We start from the raw sequence: 14,632 nt of genomic DNA, 5'->3' as shown, positions 1-14,632 counted from the left end.
TAGTTATTATCGCTTGGATATAGCCGCAGGCTGATGGCTTCAGCTAATTACCTAGACAATTCTCTTGAAATCCTAAGTAGCTGGTTATAATTAAATTAACAATGGATTTTAGGTTCGATCCCCCCTGCCCCCTTGATAAGGGGGGTGCCGATCCCCCCTTAGTCCCCCCTTTAATCCCCCCTTAATAAGGGGGGCATCTGAAAGTTTTTAATACCTACCTACTTATCCTTTCCTAGAAGTGATAGCAAAATCTCCCGAGCAGCTCTTCTGAAAATCAGAAAAATTTCTATATTTTTGCATCCGATTTTAAGTTTATCAATTAACCTTAAATTAAAGCCCTAGGGCTTAGATAGAAGCCATTCAAAGGATATTTATGAAAGCCAAAATCGCGATCGCTTGTCAGGGAGGCGGCAGTCAAACTGCTTTTACTGCCGGTGCATTAAAAGCATTATTTGACAATAAAGTGCAAGATTACTTTAATATTGTCAGTCTCAGTGGTACTTCTGGCGGTGCTATCTGTGCCTTTTTCACCTGGTATGCTCTCAAAAAAGGTGATAGCGTCGTTTGGAAAAGAATGATTGATTTTTGGGAAGATAATAGCGCTCGAACTCCCCAAGAACAACTATTTAATGACTCAGCTATTAAAGCTCTAGAATTGGCCAGCAAAGGATTAATTCCCCAGTATAATCTCAGTCCTTCCTCTCCGATTACTAAAACCTTATTTTCTATAGCTACCTACGGTTTACGCAGTCGCTTTACCAACTTTGATCAGTTACTAAGAGCGCATATTGACTTTTCGGAATTAGCCACTTGGGGAGCTAAACCAGAACCCCCAGTTTTATTAATTGGGGCCTGTAATATCCTGACAGGAAAGTTAAGTAAATTTAACTCGCGCCAGGAAGCAGTTAAAATTGAACATATCCTAGCTTCTGCTTGTGTTCCTAACATTTTTCCTGCTGTCACCATTGAAACTATGGCCTACTGGGATGGACTATTTTCCGATAATCCCCCCATCCGTTCTTTAATTCGCCGTGAATTTGTTGGAATCGAAAATATTCCCGATGAAATTTGGGTAATTAAAATTAATCCCACCTCTAGAGATAAGATCCCCGTGCAATCCGATGATATTGCTGATCGCCGTAATGAATTAGAAGGCAATGTTTCCCTATTTCAAGGTCTCGATCAGATTGACTTTCTCAATCAATTATTTCTCAAAGGAGCCTTTAAAGAGGAATTTTTGAGCGAGATCGGATTAACAGAACCATTAAAAATTCCTAAATCTTTCCCAGAAGATCCCGATCAAGATTACCATATCCCGATGATCGAAATGTCTGCGGAATTAGCCAATAGTCTCAACTATGAAAGTAAACTTGATCGCTCTCCTGCCAATATCCAGCGTCTGATCGCTGACGGCGAAAAACAGGGAAAACAATTTCTAGAACATCGACTAAAAGCTATGGGTTTAGGATAATTTTTGAGGTTTCAAAAACGGCAAAAATAAGGATTAAATAGCATGAAATCTGTCAATAGACTATTTAATTGATTATTATTCATTCTTAATTCTCCTGACTACTGAATACTGGCTACTGACTCCTAACCCTAACAACAATTTTTGATTTTTACAAGAGGTCTAATGATCACTGATTTTCATTGACTAATACCCGTCCAGATAGATCGTAAATCATAACATCCCATTGCCCATTTTTTGCCGCTTCAAAAGCCACTTTAGAACCATCGGCACTGATGATCGGATTGCGTACTTCCGCGAGCAGATCGGGAGCAATTTCCCTTCTCTGTTGAGTTTGTCGATCATACAGATAAATAGCCGTTTTTCCCTGACGACTAGCAGTAAAAACGATATAACGACCATCTTCACTAATGGAAGGACTAGAAGCGATCTGATCGAGAGAATTTAGTCCGGGTAAAGACAATAAACGGCGATCAATAGCATCAAAAAGATAGATAGCTTGGGAACCATTGCGATCGGAAGCAAAAATGAGATAGCGAGAGGCAAGATAGGGAGTTAATTCACTAGCAGCACTATTTAAACTTCTCCCCCCTCGATCGAAAGGAAAAGACAATAAACTGGGATAACCCGCACATCCAGTTAACAAACTAATTACAGCAACAAGACTAATAAAAAAATGACGTTTCACGGTTTGGGACTTTCAACGGGACTGCCATCGGCAATATCTAACTCGATATTCGGACCGCGATCGAGAACCTCCACATCCCATTGTCCCCGACGAGCGGACTCAAAGACAAGATAACGACCATCGGGACTAAGACGGGGATTTCGCAACCAACCGCGATAATTTTGACTCAATAACTCAGAACGATCGGTAATGCGATCATATAAAGCGATGACGGGACGACCCTCAATAATCACCACATAAGCCAGATAACGCCCCGTTTGGCTTAAACTAGGGCTATCGGTAATTTCTTGACCCGTATATAATCCCCCTAGGGTCTGGTATTGTTTTGTCTGCAAGTCATACAGCAGTATCTGATTACTACCGCGACGATTAGACAGCAAAGCCAGCCAACGACCATCACCACTCAGGGCAGGTTTTTCGTCATTATAGCGACTATTGAGGGTTCCTGTAGATAAACCGGGGTTATTGAGATTACAACCGCCTATAACCCCTAAAAACAAGCAGATAAACAGGAAAAAGGGAGCTTTGGTCATCGGACCTACTCCTTAATAATCAAACCTAGTCGGATGATCATTACTCGACTCCCGTTCACTATTATCCGGTCTCTGCCAATCTTCTCGATCGCCGGTATCGCTAGAATCGATCGGTTGATAATCGACGTATTCCCCTTTAAATGGCGGATCATCCTCAATTATTGGGCGAGGACGACGTTTTTGGCTAGTGCGGGGCGGTTTACTGCTCGTCTCTTCACTAGCGGGACGACGACGGGGACGGGAACTGGTTTCTTCCCAATCATCACCGCTACGGCGCTGATCATAAACATCTCGATCGCTAGTGGGGGAACTATTGCGGGGACGACGATTAGCGGTTTTGCGACTGCCGGTATCGGCCGGCCGACGGGTGCGGGTGCTGCGGGGTTCCTCGTCCTGATAACTAGAAGTGCGGGAAGAGCGGGGATCATCGTAACCGCGTAAACGGGGATTATCTTCGTAACGTTCCTCCGGTTCGTAGGTGTCGAGGGGTTCCAATTCGGCCCGATATTCCCGACTCACAGGACGTTCATCCACAAAAGACGTGCCGCGGCGGGCCTGTTCCGTGGTTAAACCCCTTAATTTTACCGTCTCGAAGGCAAAAAACACCGCTGCCCCAGTCAGCAGAAATTGTCCGAATTGCAAAATTGGATCCAGTCGCCACCCTTGAAAAAGTAGAATTAAACCGCACAATAACCCAACGGCGGCAAAAAATATATCATGATCGCGGGAAAGTTCCGGCCGCACCGAGCGCAGGAAGTATAACCCGGCTCCGGCCACTGCCAGAAAAATTCCTAAGATACTGGCCGAATTCAGCCCAAAATTGACCATCTTTATCTCCCTTCTCGGTGCTTAAATTTAAGAATCGAGTCTTTATCTCTAGCCCTCAGCTTTCAGAAGCAATCCTGCTGTTTTTAACTCTAGGCATCGAGCTATATTCTAACCCCAAAGTCCAGCAATATATTAACCACCCTCGTTCACACAACTATTGTTAGGGGAGTGCGGAGATTTTATCAGTGATCAGTAAACAGTAAACAGTAATCAGTGAACTGAAAACTCACATCTGATAACTGATCACTGATAACTGAAAAGGCTGAGATTTTAACAAAATCTTTAGAAGTTACCCATTGACAGGATTGACTAAATGTGATAGATGGGTTTCGGGCATTTTAACGTGATTTCTTGATCACTTTTCAGCGATCGCTATCTTTGGGAAGTTAATCGCCGCAAGTCTGAAAGGAGGGATTTTCCTTGATGCACATCATGGTTAATTTGTCAAGTACCTAAGTCCTAATCTTAATAAGATTCAGACAGAAATTTTTCTGTCATATCATAAAATTAACTTAACCCAGCCAAGGGGGAATTAGCATAGAATATGATCATAATTCAGGCTGAACATATAGTCTGTTTGTATTCATAGTCCATTCAATCCATAGAATAAGGTGTGAGGATTGACCCATGTCAAAACTATTCAAGAATATAGCAAAGGTAACTCCTTTAGTATTAGGTGCTTCCGTGGCAGCTGCTGGCAGCGCAGTGGCTCAAACTATGTCGGGGACACCTCAACTGAAAATTGATCCGGCTGCGCAGCAGCAACTCGATCGTATTCAGAGTGCCCAAAATAGTCAGCAGATTAATACGAGTGTCTATCAAGGTTCCATGTCCCAGGTGACTAGCGTTAACCAACTGCGGGACGTATCTCCCACCGCTTGGGCCTACGAGGCATTAAGAAGCCTTGTGGAACGTTACGGTTGTATCGTTGGTTATCCTGACCGTACCTTCCGTGGTGATCGCGCTACCACTCGTTGGGAATTTGCCGCCGGTTTAAACGCTTGTTTAAACGTCATGGAACGTTTAATTCAAGATGGTGTGGGTGTACTCAGAGAAGACATCGATAAATTAAAACGTCTTGTTCAAGAATTTGAAAGCGAACTAGCGGCTTTAGGGGCGAGAGTAGATAACCTCGAACAGCGCGTTTCTTTCTTGGAAAATAATCAATTTTCTACCACCACCAAACTCAGAGGTGAGGTAATCTTCAGTGTCGCCGATAGCTTCGGTGGTCAGGCTCTCCTTAGAAATACCGACGGTACGGTGACTAGAGGTACCAATCAAGATCAGACCCAAACAGTATTTAATAACCGGGTTCGTCTCAACTTTGAAACCAGCTTCACCGGTAAAGATTTGTTAAGAACCCGTTTACAAGCGGGTAACTTTAACAACACTTTTAACCAAAGTGGTCCGACGAGAACCAACATGACCCGTCTGGCATACGATGACGGTCGTGACAACGATGTAACCATCGATGACTTGTTCTACCGCACTCCCATCGATACTCCCTTCGGTAAAATCACCGTTTGGGTTGGTGCTAACCAGTTAAGCCTTGATGACGTTTTCATCACTGCTAACCCCTTCCTCGCCGATAGCGGCACGGGTGCTTTATCTCGCGGTCAACGCTACAATAACATCGTCTTCCGCGGTCCCGATGGTGTTGGTGCGGCGGTCAGATTTAATGTCGGGGATGTTTTCCAAGTCACAGGAACCTACCTAGCTAGTGGTGGCACTAATGGAGCCAGCAATCCTAACCCTGGTAGCGGTTTATTTAACGGTTCCTACAGTGCTGGCGCTCAGGTTGGTTTCTCCTTCATCAAATTTGCCGATATTAACTTTGTCTATGTTCGCAGTTATCAAACTGCGGCTAGTATGAGTTCTGGTTTATTCGGTAACGTCAGCAGCCCTCTGACTGAGCGTCCCTTCGGTAACGTTGCTACAGTAGCCGACCGTTTCGGTCTTCAAGCGAGCGCCCAGGTTATCCCTGGAGTCTTAAATCTAGGGGCATGGGGGGGTTATGCTAATGCCTCGGCCACGGGAGTTAATGATGCGATCGGAGACGATAACACTGGTATCTGGTCTTGGAACCTGAATCTTTCCGTCCTCGACCTCTTTGCCGAAGGTGCGGCCTTCTCTTTAGGTGGTGGTCAAGTACCCCGTTCCGATAAAGAAAGCAGCACCGCTTACATGGTAGAAGCCCAGTATAAGTTCCCAGTCACCAAAAACATCCTGATTACCCCCGGTGCCTATGCGGTCTTCAACGCTAACAACGAAGGTAACTCCATTTTGGTCGGTGTCATCCGGACAACTTTCCGCTTCTAAGCTAAGTTGATTGATTAAACAATCTAAAACGGTGGGATTTGTAGATCTCACCGTTTTTTTACTTTTAACTTTTCACTGGATATAGCCATTTATGAGAAGATGATCGGAGCGTCCCAAACGCTGCTATATTTACTTCGCCTATTTAGTTGCTTATCTATGCACTCTCTGTCTTTCCCCCGTCGCACTAAAATTGTGGCCACGATTGGCCCGGCCTCGCAAAATAAGGAAACATTACGTCAGATGATCAAGGCGGGGGCGACGACATTTAGATTAAACTTTTCCCATGGCGATCACGATTACCATCGTCACAGCATTAACCTGATCCGTCAGTTAGCCTTTGAACTCAATCAACCGATTGGCATCCTTCAGGATCTACAGGGACCAAAAATTCGTTTAGGTAAATTTGCCTGTGGGTCGATTACCCTGAAACCGGGGGAACCCTTTATCCTTACTTCTAGGGATGTGGAATGTAATCAGGAAATCAGTTCCATTAGCTATCCCTCTCTGGCCCAAGAAGTCCCAGAAGGTTCGAGAATTCTGCTCGATGATGGTAAAGTCGAAATGCGGGTGGAATCAGTGGATCGTTTGAAAGGCGACCTGTCCTGTCGCGTGGTGGTTGGGGGTGTCTTATCCAGTAATAAAGGGGTAAATTTTCCCAACGTCTATCTGTCGGTGAAAGCTTTAACCGATAAGGACAAAAAGGATTTAATGTTCGGACTGCTGTGGGATGTGGATTGGATCGCCCTTAGTTTTGTGCGTAATCCCCAAGATATCCTCGAAATTAAAGAATTAATCGCCAGTGCGGGGAAATCTATCCCCGTGATCGCTAAAATTGAAAAACACGAAGCGATCGAGGAAATGGAGGCAATTTTATCCCTCTGTGATGGTGTTATGGTGGCTAGGGGGGATTTAGGAGTAGAATTACCAGCCGAAGACGTGCCAATCCTGCAAAAACGCCTGATTAACACCGCTAATCAGCTAGGCATCCCGATTATCACCGCCACTCAAATGCTTGACAGTATGGCCAGTAATCCTCGTCCCACCCGTGCCGAGGTTTCGGACGTGGCCAATGCGATTTTAGATGGCACTGATGCGGTCATGCTTTCCAATGAAACGGCTGTGGGTCATTATCCCATCGAAGCGGTGGCAACCATGGCCCGCATTGCCGAAAGGATCGAACGGGAACAGATCAACAGTACCGCTCGCTCTAACAATAAACAATCGATTCCTAACGCTATTTCCTCGGCAGTTAGTCAAATTGCCGAACAATTGGGGGCAGCGGCAATTATTACCCTGACAAAAACCGGCTCTACTGCCCGTAATGTCTCCCGATTTCGCCCCAAAACCCCGATTTTAGCCGTTACTCCCCATCGGGAAGTGGCACAGCAGTTACAGCTAGTTTGGGGGGTAAAACCGATGTTATTGCTCGATTTACCCTCCACTAGCCAAACTTTTCAAGTGGCGATGAATCTTGCCCAGGAAAATAACCTCCTCGCGGATGGTGATTTAGTGGTGATGACGGCGGGAACTCTGCAAGGGGTGGCCGGTTCCACGGATTTAATTAAGGTGGAAGTGGTAAAATCCCTTTTGGGCAAGGGTACGGGTATCGGCCAGGGTGTGGCCAGTGGCCGGGCGCGAGTAGCCCATAATGCCCGAGAAGTGGGTAGTTTTAGTAGTGGGGAGATTTTAGTCGTTCCCACCACCAGCGCCGAATATGTGGATATGATGCGGAAAGCTGGCGGAATTATCACCGAAGATACCGCGATGAATAATCACGCCGCTACTATCGGTTTAAAATTGGGTATTCCTGTGATTGTCGGGGTTAAAGATGCCACGAAAATTATCCGCGAAGGGGTGATCATTAGTCTCGATGCTCAACGGGGTTTAATTTATTCTGGTATTGGCAAGGGTGCGGCAACTATGAAAAACTGAGTCAGTCATCAGTATTCTCCGAGTCAGGAGTCAGGAGTCAGGAGACGCGAGACAGGAGACAGGTTTTATTTATTCTCCCCATCCCCCCACACCCCACACCCCACACCCCACACCCTACACCCCACACCCATTTTCACTTGTCTATGAGCGATTCTTACTCTGCTGCCGTCGATAATCCGGCCTATACCGTTGAACAAGCGATCGCTAATATCCAGCAAAGAGAAGACCTAGGCGCGCGTTATTATGCTGCTTGGTGGTTGGGTAGATTTCGTGTTCGTCAACCGGAGGCGATTTCGGCCTTAATTGCCGCTTTAGAGGACGAAAGCGATCGCACTCCCGATGGCGGTTATCCCCTGCGACGCAATGCTGCCAGCGCTTTAGGGAAATTAGATGATCTCAGTTGTGTTCCCGCTTTGATTGCCTGTCTCGACTGTGAAGATTATTATGTGCGCGAATCGGCTGCCCAGGCATTGGAAATGCTTCAGGATCGAAGCGCGATCGCACCTTTAAAGAAACTATTAGAGGGTGGCATCGAAGTGGCTGTTTTAGTGGCGGGAAAACCCCATTTAGTCCAACCCTACGAGGCGATTATCGAGGCATTGGGAACCCTGCAAGCGACGGCAGCGATTCCCCTCATTGAACCGTTTTTAAAGCATTTCGTCGAAAAAGTCCGTTATGCGGCTGCCCGCGCCCTCTATCAACTCACAGCTAACTCCCACTATGGCGATATTCTGATTAATGCCTTGCAAGGGGAAGAATTACAACTGCGTCGTTCTGCTTTAATGGATTTAGGTGCTACGGGTTATCTGCCAGCTGCCCCTGCGATCGCTAATACTTTGGCGGAAAATAGTCTGAAACTGGTTGCTCTCAAGGAACTTTTAGAAAACCATCTAAAAACTAATTCTAGGGGCGAAAATATCTCGGAAATTCTCACTTTAATGGATAGTTTATTGTAATTAATCATTGGTTATTTTGTATCTAAATTAAAACCGATGCAATCCAGAGGTTTTTATGCTAATTCAAACTGATTATGTCGGCTGGCTGAACGAGACAATCACTCTGTTAAGACAAAAAAACTTTGATCAAGTTGACTGGGAAAACTTGATCGAGGAGATAGAAAGTTTGGGCAGAAGTCAAAAACGTGAACTCCGCAACCGGTTAACCACCATCTTAGAACAATGCCTCAAACTTTGCTATACTGATTACGTTGAGGATTATCGAGGTTGGCAAGAAACTATTAGGCGCAGTCAACGGGAACTAGGGGAACTTTTGAGAGATTCTCCTAGTTTAAAACCCTACTGGGATCAAGTATTTTTAGATTGCTATGCCACGGCTTTAAAAAGCTTGCGAGATAACCACGATTATCAATCTTTTAACTTTCCCGATGATTGTCCTTTTTCCCAAGAAATTAGTCAGATTTTACAGAAAAAAGTTTGGCGATAAAATTATCTTTAAAAGTTTCTTGGTGGGGTTAGGAGATGGGAGTTAGGGGTCAGTAGCCGGTCGTCAGGAGACAGGAGATTATTTTATTTGTTCTCCCCACTTCCCCACTTCCCCACTTCCCCACTTCCCCACACCCCCACACCCCAACCCCCAACTCCTCATCCCCTCCACTGATAACCAATGCTTCCTACCGTTGAGACTTTAATTATTGCCGTCGAAAAAGCAGACTCAGCTAATCAGTTACTAACCGCCGTGGAAAACCTAGCTGCCGCCAAAAGTGAGGCGGCAATACCTACCCTCACCGATGTCCTGAGATATAATAACCCCGGTGCCTCCGTCGCAGCCGTGGATGGTTTAATCGCCATCGGCAAAGCGGCGGTTCCCTATTTACTGGCCAACCTAGACGGTTATAATTATGGGGCGAGAGCTTGGGCAACCCGCGCCCTAGCAGGAATTGGCGATGTGCGAGGATTGGACTTATTACTTGAGGCGGCGGTGAGTGATTTTTCCTTTAGTGTGCGGCGAGGGGCGGCTAGGGGCTTAGGAAATATAATTTGGTCTGATTTGGAGAAAAGTCGGGTTTCTGAGGCTCAGAAGGCTGTTTTTGCGGCACTGGAGAAACTTTTGCAAGGGGATCCAGAGTGGGTGGTTAGATATGCGGCGATCGTCGGATTGGAGGGATTAGGAACTGCGGCGGCGGCATTTCGCAGGGCGATTCGGGAACTTTTAGTACAGATTGGGGAGACAGAAGCGGAAATAGTGGTAAGATTGCGTGCCGATCAAGCTCTGGAACACTTACAATAAGCCTAAGTCACAAAGTAGAAAAACTCATTTCTCTACAGGGAGAAACAATTACACTAACATTCTATGAAATATTGGCAGGAAATTTTAGCGATCGCTCAACGAATTTTAGTAGAATTAATCCGGCGCGGGCGTAGCTTAATCCTCTGGGGCATTTTCCCGATCCTTGTCCTGCTCTTAAATGGCTATATTATGGCAGAAAAAGGCAAAATTGAGCTTGCTGAGGCAATGGCTCTGGCTACTCCTCCCACCCTCGTCGGGGCGGCACTTTTCTTTAGTTGTTTGGGGGGAACCGTGGCGACGGTAGTAGCAGAAAGGGAACAACAAACGATTAAACGGTTATTTTTATCGCCTTTAAGCGGTGTTTCCTATTTTATCGGCATTTTTCTCGCCCATTGTGTGATTGCTGCCTGTCAGACAGTTTTAGTTTATTCTATTGCTAAACAGTATGGAGCCACTTTTAAAGGCTCAATTCCTCTAGAATTATTAATTATTTTCCTTAGTATCACCGCCTATGTGGGTTTAGGATTTATCCTCGGTACTCAACTGGCGAAAAGAACAGAAGATGTTAATGCTTTGGTGGGAACTTTTGGGGTTCCTTTATTAATTTTAGGCGGCGTTTTTCTTCCGACTGCTTTATTCCCCGACAATATTCTATCTCTGGCTAAATATAACCCGATCTACCACATGAATGAAGCTTTAATTGCTGTTTGGGCAAAGGGCGAAAATCTAGAAGATATTAGCTCTCATTTTCGCTTTCTCTGTCTTTTTGCTCTAGCTATGGTAGCAGGTGGTTGGCTTACCTATCGACAAATGTTAAACCTTGAACGCCGATTGTAAATCAGTGATCAGTGATCAGTTATCAGTTATCAGTTATCAGTTAGAAAAGGCAAGAGTATTTATTGATTTGTCTTCCCATATCTTACACTCCCTAATCCTGCTTCCTGACTTCTGACTATCCTTATTACTTTATTAAAAATGCTGACTATTAGTAATGTCAAAAAAAATTACGGAAGACGCTTAGTATTAGATCAATTAAACTTTCATATTGAAGCGGGGGAAATTTACGGTTTACTTGGTCCAAATGGTGCGGGAAAAACCACCACTATTAACTTAATTTGTAATTTATTAAAACCCTCATCGGGAGAAATTACCTTTAATTATTTGCCAATTTCGAGAGTTACTAAAGAATTAATTGGGGTTGCCCCACAAGAAAATTTATTGTACAAATCCCTTACTTGTGAGGAAAATCTCAACTTTTTTGCTCAGATTTATGGACTCGATCGCCCCCAGCGTCGTCATCGGATTAAAAGCAGTTTATCCGCAGTAAATTTGCTCGATCGCGCCCGTAGTCCGGTGGAAACTTTAAGCGGTGGAATGCAGCGCCGGATGAATATTGCCGTGGCTATTGTTCATCAGCCAAAATTATTAATTCTCGATGAACCAACTACTGGTTTAGACATCGAATCTCGCTATGAAATTTGGGATTTAATCGGAGAATTACGGCGACAGGGAATGACAATTTTATTAACTACCCATCTCCTCGATGAAGCACAGCGTCTCTGTCAACGTATCGGCATTTTAAAACAAGGTCGTATTATTGCCGAAGGTAATTTAAATCAGCTGCGTCAGCATATTCCTGCTAAGGAAATTATTATCATGGATACCCAGGATCAAGAAGCGGCAATTAATCGAGGGAAACAATTAGGATTTACTCCCAAATTTTACGGTAAAGATTTAGCTTTTTGGTTAGATGAACATCTAGAATTAAGCGAGATTATTCAGGCATTCGATGGCATTAATATTGATTCTCTCGCCCGTCAGACGGTACAGTTAGAACATATTTATATGGAAATTATGAATCAATTTTAACACCGTTTTTGAGAATTCAGGTTGATGATCAGCATTTTTTCGGAATTTAGCTCAATTAAGCTAAATCACCGTTTTTTTACCGTCATGATCATCTATAATTTTTGGATAGGTTCTATTAATTGGAGACAAAATCAATGATGAAATTAACCTCTATCACTGGGTTATTGGGTCTATCGGCGGTATTATTAAGCTTACATCTACCGGCAGCGGCGCAAAATTGTCGGCCACTTTCTTTATTAGGGGGTGAAGGTAGTGAAGTTACCAAAAGCGTCTCACAACCCACTGTTCCAGGGCCTTTCGGTGTCACGATAACTCGTAATAATTGGAATACCGATTGGGCAGTTCCGGGGGGGAGACGTTTTCAGAGGTTTATCGTTACGGTTTCTGTCCCCCGGGCTGCCTCCTTCGATATCCGGCTGTTTCTCAAGTATAGCGATCAAACTAACGAGGAATTTTTTAATACTAATGGAGTACGAATCGAACCCGATAAACCCTTAACAATTACTGCCACAGTCCGGGCAAATGATCAACCTTTTCTAGTCAATCTTTTTGTCAATGGTATTCAGCACATCGGTAATACCTACACCGCTTCTGTTGTCGGTTGTGAACGATAAAATATATAGGGTGTGCTGAAAAAGTTTTTTGGTGGGGGCAGGGTGTGGGGTTTTAAGCTAAGAGGCATTTTAATCGCCTATCCGATTAGCTGAATCTCTCCCAATCCCTTTACTGTTGCCTCTTGTTTCATCTCAACAGGCAATTTATACTAAATCCAGTTATTAAAGACTGATTATCTATTCCTCCTTTTGCCTCTTGCCTCTTGCCTATCCTCCTAAGTAGCCTATACTCAACGGATTTAGTATTAAATGCGCGGGCAGCCCCGGACTTTACTCTCTACCCCGATTGACCTTCAGTGGGACAATTAGAGCAATGCACAATTAAGGATTTTTGTCAAGAAAATAATATTAAACTTATTATTGATGTCTGCCATCCTCACGCCCAAATTATCTGGCAATTAGCGATTAATTGCGCTACCCTAACTAATATCCCCCCATTTGCCTCGATTTAGAACTGGCTTTTATCTGTCCCCACCTCAATCATCGATTTTTTTCCAGAATCTTATGTCTGAAACTATCACTCCCGCCATTAGCGATCGCATCTGTAAACACATGAATAAAGATCACGGTGATGCCGTGCTTTTCTACGCTCAAGTTTACGGCAATATTACCGATGCAGAAACCGCTCAAATGCTATCCATCGATCCCGAAGGTATGGATTTAGCCATAGAAAAATTAGGGGAGAGTCAAACAATTAGAATACCGTTTGAGCGCACCCTAGAATCAGCCAAGGATGCCCATAATATCCTCGTTGAGATGCTAAAAGTTAATCAAACCACCCCTTGACAAAGCTCGATTTTGCGCCATAAATCTAACAACCCTGTTGGATAAAACTTTTAGACTTTTTCGCCATTAAAAAGTGTCAGCCATGGGGGTAATCCGGGGGAAATTGAGCTACTTTTTCCCTGAAAATATGTAAAACCCCACACCCTACCCCCCGGAAAAACTTTTTCAGCAGACCCTAGTTATAGCTTGAATTGCTTTTCTATCAAAGACACGATCCAACTTCTGGGTAAAAAACGGGGCAGATTGACGATAATTTTATTAGCAAATTTACCTGCTACCACGTTGGGGCGTTTGTTTGCCAAGGCAGTTAAAGCCTCTTGTACCACCACTTCCGCCGAATCTAACCGGCCGTTTTTGCCCATAAAAGCCCTGGGAAATCGGGCTACCTCAAAAAAATTAGATTCCGTCGGACCGGGGCAAAGAGCGAGGATTTCAACGCCTTTGTCTTTATTTTCTGCCCAGAGAGACTCGCTAAAGCTGAGGACAAAGGCTTTTGTCGCCGCATAGACGGAAAGATAGGGCAGCGGTTGAAACCCGGCAATGGAAGCAACATTGATAATTGCCCCCCCAGTGCCGGCAAGCATGGGACGGAGAAAATAGTGGCTTAATTCCACCAATACCAGATTATTTAACTGGATCATTTCTAACTGTCGGGCTAAATCCCGCTCGCTAAAAGCGCCATAATCACCAAAACCAGCATTATTTACCAGTAAATCGACGTTGATTCCTTTTTGGTTCACCGTATCATATACTAGCTTTCCCGCCCCGGCAACGGTCAGATCTTGAACGATAACTGTCACTTTTACCCCGTATTGTTCCCCCAATTCCGCCGCTAATTGTTCTAGTTTATCTCTGGATCTAGCGACTAAAATTAGCTCCATTTGCCGTTGGGCAAGTTGACGAGCAAAGACGACACCGATACCGGTGGAAGCGCCAGTAATGAGGGCTGTTTTCATAGAAGATCAACTAAAAATAGCTCTTTTGCTGGAATCTTACCACAATTACCCATCCATTTACAGTTCTTAACTTGGCGGGGAAGGCATTTTTTCAACTCAGAATATATGTTAGGCTAGAAAAAGAACAAAGGTCGAGGGAGGTGCAGAAATGACAGTTATAAGCTTCACTGATCAAGATATTGCCAAGTATAACGCCGCTGATATTGCTTCTTTAGCCGAACGACTAGAAAAAGATGAGTATAGTAACCCCTTCGAGGCTTTGCGGGATTGGCACCTGTTGCGAGCGATCGCTTTTCAAAGGCAGGAATTAGCCGAACCTTATCTTTATCTGTTGGATCTAGAAGCCTACGATGAGGCTTAAAGTGGCTTCGTTAAACAAAACTTAACACAAA

General features: G+C 44.5%; 16 protein-coding genes. 12 read left to right on the top strand and 4 right to left on the bottom strand.

Annotation, left to right across the window (positions count from 1 at the left end):
- Positions 1–373: 373 nt before the first annotated feature.
- A complete protein-coding gene (locus H6G40_RS01335; protein ID WP_002733778.1) occupies positions 374–1,471 on the top strand; it encodes a patatin-like phospholipase family protein in 1,098 nt (365 codons plus the stop codon).
- Between the two features lie 166 nt (positions 1,472–1,637).
- Here H6G40_RS01335 and H6G40_RS01330 read toward each other — a convergent pair whose 3' ends face one another.
- The 3 genes from H6G40_RS01330 to H6G40_RS01320 are packed head-to-tail and all read right to left on the bottom strand — an operon-like array spanning position 1,638 to position 3,517.
- Positions 1,638–2,156 carry a TolB family protein gene (locus H6G40_RS01330; protein ID WP_069473997.1) on the bottom strand — a complete coding sequence of 173 codons (519 nt, stop codon included), beginning with the start codon at positions 2,154–2,156 and terminating at the stop codon, positions 1,638–1,640.
- Positions 2,153–2,689 (bottom strand): TolB family protein, encoded by a 537-nt coding sequence (locus tag H6G40_RS01325; RefSeq protein ID WP_002732502.1) that lies wholly within the window; start codon positions 2,687–2,689, stop codon positions 2,153–2,155. Before H6G40_RS01325 ends, H6G40_RS01330 begins: the two co-directional genes overlap by 4 nt.
- A 12-nt stretch (positions 2,690–2,701) precedes the next feature.
- Positions 2,702–3,517 carry a Ycf66 family protein gene (locus H6G40_RS01320; protein WP_069473996.1) on the bottom strand — a complete coding sequence of 272 codons (816 nt, stop codon included), beginning with the start codon at positions 3,515–3,517 and terminating at the stop codon, positions 2,702–2,704.
- A 627-nt stretch (positions 3,518–4,144) separates the two neighbouring features.
- Here H6G40_RS01320 and H6G40_RS01315 point away from each other — a divergent pair.
- The 10 genes from H6G40_RS01315 (at position 4,145) to H6G40_RS01270 (ending at position 13,284) form a co-directional block, all read left to right on the top strand.
- Entirely contained in the window at positions 4,145–5,836 is a 1,692-nt protein-coding gene (locus H6G40_RS01315) for an iron uptake porin (RefSeq protein WP_069473995.1), read from the top strand.
- A 156-nt stretch (positions 5,837–5,992) separates the two neighbouring features.
- Positions 5,993–7,768: a pyruvate kinase gene (gene pyk, locus H6G40_RS01310; RefSeq protein WP_002733833.1), complete on the top strand. Its 1,776-nt coding sequence runs from the start codon at positions 5,993–5,995 to the stop codon at positions 7,766–7,768.
- Positions 7,769–7,911: 143 nt separating this feature from the next.
- Positions 7,912–8,724 carry a HEAT repeat domain-containing protein gene (locus H6G40_RS01305; protein ID WP_002733894.1) on the top strand — a complete coding sequence of 271 codons (813 nt, stop codon included), beginning with the start codon at positions 7,912–7,914 and terminating at the stop codon, positions 8,722–8,724.
- Between the two features lie 55 nt (positions 8,725–8,779).
- A complete protein-coding gene (locus H6G40_RS01300) occupies positions 8,780–9,211 on the top strand; it encodes a DUF29 domain-containing protein (RefSeq protein WP_069473993.1) in 432 nt (143 codons plus the stop codon).
- A 180-nt stretch (positions 9,212–9,391) separates the two neighbouring features.
- Positions 9,392–10,015: a HEAT repeat domain-containing protein gene (locus tag H6G40_RS01295; RefSeq protein ID WP_069473992.1), complete on the top strand. Its 624-nt coding sequence runs from the start codon at positions 9,392–9,394 to the stop codon at positions 10,013–10,015.
- 63 nt (positions 10,016–10,078) lie between these two features.
- Positions 10,079–10,852: an ABC transporter permease gene (locus H6G40_RS01290; RefSeq protein ID WP_002734025.1), complete on the top strand. Its 774-nt coding sequence runs from the start codon at positions 10,079–10,081 to the stop codon at positions 10,850–10,852.
- Between the two features lie 138 nt (positions 10,853–10,990).
- The gene (locus H6G40_RS01285; protein ID WP_002732759.1) at positions 10,991–11,884 is read left to right on the top strand and encodes an ABC transporter ATP-binding protein; all 894 of its coding nucleotides are present in this window, start codon (positions 10,991–10,993) and stop codon (positions 11,882–11,884) included.
- A 134-nt stretch (positions 11,885–12,018) separates the two neighbouring features.
- Entirely contained in the window at positions 12,019–12,498 is a 480-nt protein-coding gene (locus H6G40_RS01280) for a hypothetical protein (protein WP_002774825.1), read from the top strand.
- A 296-nt stretch (positions 12,499–12,794) separates the two neighbouring features.
- Entirely contained in the window at positions 12,795–12,950 is a 156-nt protein-coding gene (locus H6G40_RS22975; protein WP_002734855.1) for a precorrin-6A/cobalt-precorrin-6A reductase, read from the top strand.
- A 52-nt stretch (positions 12,951–13,002) separates the two neighbouring features.
- On the top strand, positions 13,003–13,284 hold the full coding sequence (locus tag H6G40_RS01270) for a DUF2470 domain-containing protein (protein WP_002732965.1): 282 nt from the start codon (positions 13,003–13,005) through the stop codon (positions 13,282–13,284).
- A 179-nt stretch (positions 13,285–13,463) separates the two neighbouring features.
- Here H6G40_RS01270 and H6G40_RS01265 read toward each other — a convergent pair whose 3' ends face one another.
- Positions 13,464–14,240 carry an SDR family NAD(P)-dependent oxidoreductase gene (locus H6G40_RS01265; RefSeq protein ID WP_069473991.1) on the bottom strand — a complete coding sequence of 259 codons (777 nt, stop codon included), beginning with the start codon at positions 14,238–14,240 and terminating at the stop codon, positions 13,464–13,466.
- A 148-nt stretch (positions 14,241–14,388) separates the two neighbouring features.
- On the opposite strand from H6G40_RS01265, the gene isiD reads away from it, so the two are divergent.
- Entirely contained in the window at positions 14,389–14,601 is a 213-nt protein-coding gene (gene isiD, locus H6G40_RS01260; RefSeq protein WP_069473990.1) for a protein IsiD, read from the top strand.
- Positions 14,602–14,632 lie beyond the last annotated feature (31 nt).

The organism is Microcystis viridis FACHB-1342 (genome assembly GCF_014698335.1).
Classification (GTDB): domain Bacteria; phylum Cyanobacteriota; class Cyanobacteriia; order Cyanobacteriales; family Microcystaceae; genus Microcystis; species Microcystis ichthyoblabe_A.
Note: the sequence above shows the minus strand (reverse complement) of the source record. Positions and strands in the feature narration are given on the sequence as shown.

Bases quoted from the DNA above. Each gene is read 5' to 3' on its own strand.
- H6G40_RS01335 (WP_002733778.1), top strand. From the start codon at position 374: ATGAAAGCCAAAATCGCGATCGCTTGTCAGGGAGGCGGCAGTCAAACT.
- H6G40_RS01325 (WP_002732502.1), bottom strand. From the start codon at position 2,689: ATGACCAAAGCTCCCTTTTTCCTGTTTATCTGCTTGTTTTTAGGGGTT.
- H6G40_RS01320 (WP_069473996.1), bottom strand. From the start codon at position 3,517: ATGGTCAATTTTGGGCTGAATTCGGCCAGTATCTTAGGAATTTTTCTG.
- H6G40_RS01315 (WP_069473995.1), top strand. From the start codon at position 4,145: ATGTCAAAACTATTCAAGAATATAGCAAAGGTAACTCCTTTAGTATTA.
- pyk (WP_002733833.1), top strand. From the start codon at position 5,993: ATGCACTCTCTGTCTTTCCCCCGTCGCACTAAAATTGTGGCCACGATT.
- H6G40_RS01305 (WP_002733894.1), top strand. From the start codon at position 7,912: ATGAGCGATTCTTACTCTGCTGCCGTCGATAATCCGGCCTATACCGTT.
- H6G40_RS01300 (WP_069473993.1), top strand. From the start codon at position 8,780: ATGCTAATTCAAACTGATTATGTCGGCTGGCTGAACGAGACAATCACT.
- H6G40_RS01295 (WP_069473992.1), top strand. From the start codon at position 9,392: ATGCTTCCTACCGTTGAGACTTTAATTATTGCCGTCGAAAAAGCAGAC.
- H6G40_RS01290 (WP_002734025.1), top strand. From the start codon at position 10,079: ATGAAATATTGGCAGGAAATTTTAGCGATCGCTCAACGAATTTTAGTA.
- H6G40_RS01285 (WP_002732759.1), top strand. From the start codon at position 10,991: ATGCTGACTATTAGTAATGTCAAAAAAAATTACGGAAGACGCTTAGTA.
- H6G40_RS01280 (WP_002774825.1), top strand. From the start codon at position 12,019: ATGATGAAATTAACCTCTATCACTGGGTTATTGGGTCTATCGGCGGTA.
- H6G40_RS01270 (WP_002732965.1), top strand. From the start codon at position 13,003: ATGTCTGAAACTATCACTCCCGCCATTAGCGATCGCATCTGTAAACAC.
- H6G40_RS01265 (WP_069473991.1), bottom strand. From the start codon at position 14,240: ATGAAAACAGCCCTCATTACTGGCGCTTCCACCGGTATCGGTGTCGTC.
- isiD (WP_069473990.1), top strand. From the start codon at position 14,389: ATGACAGTTATAAGCTTCACTGATCAAGATATTGCCAAGTATAACGCC.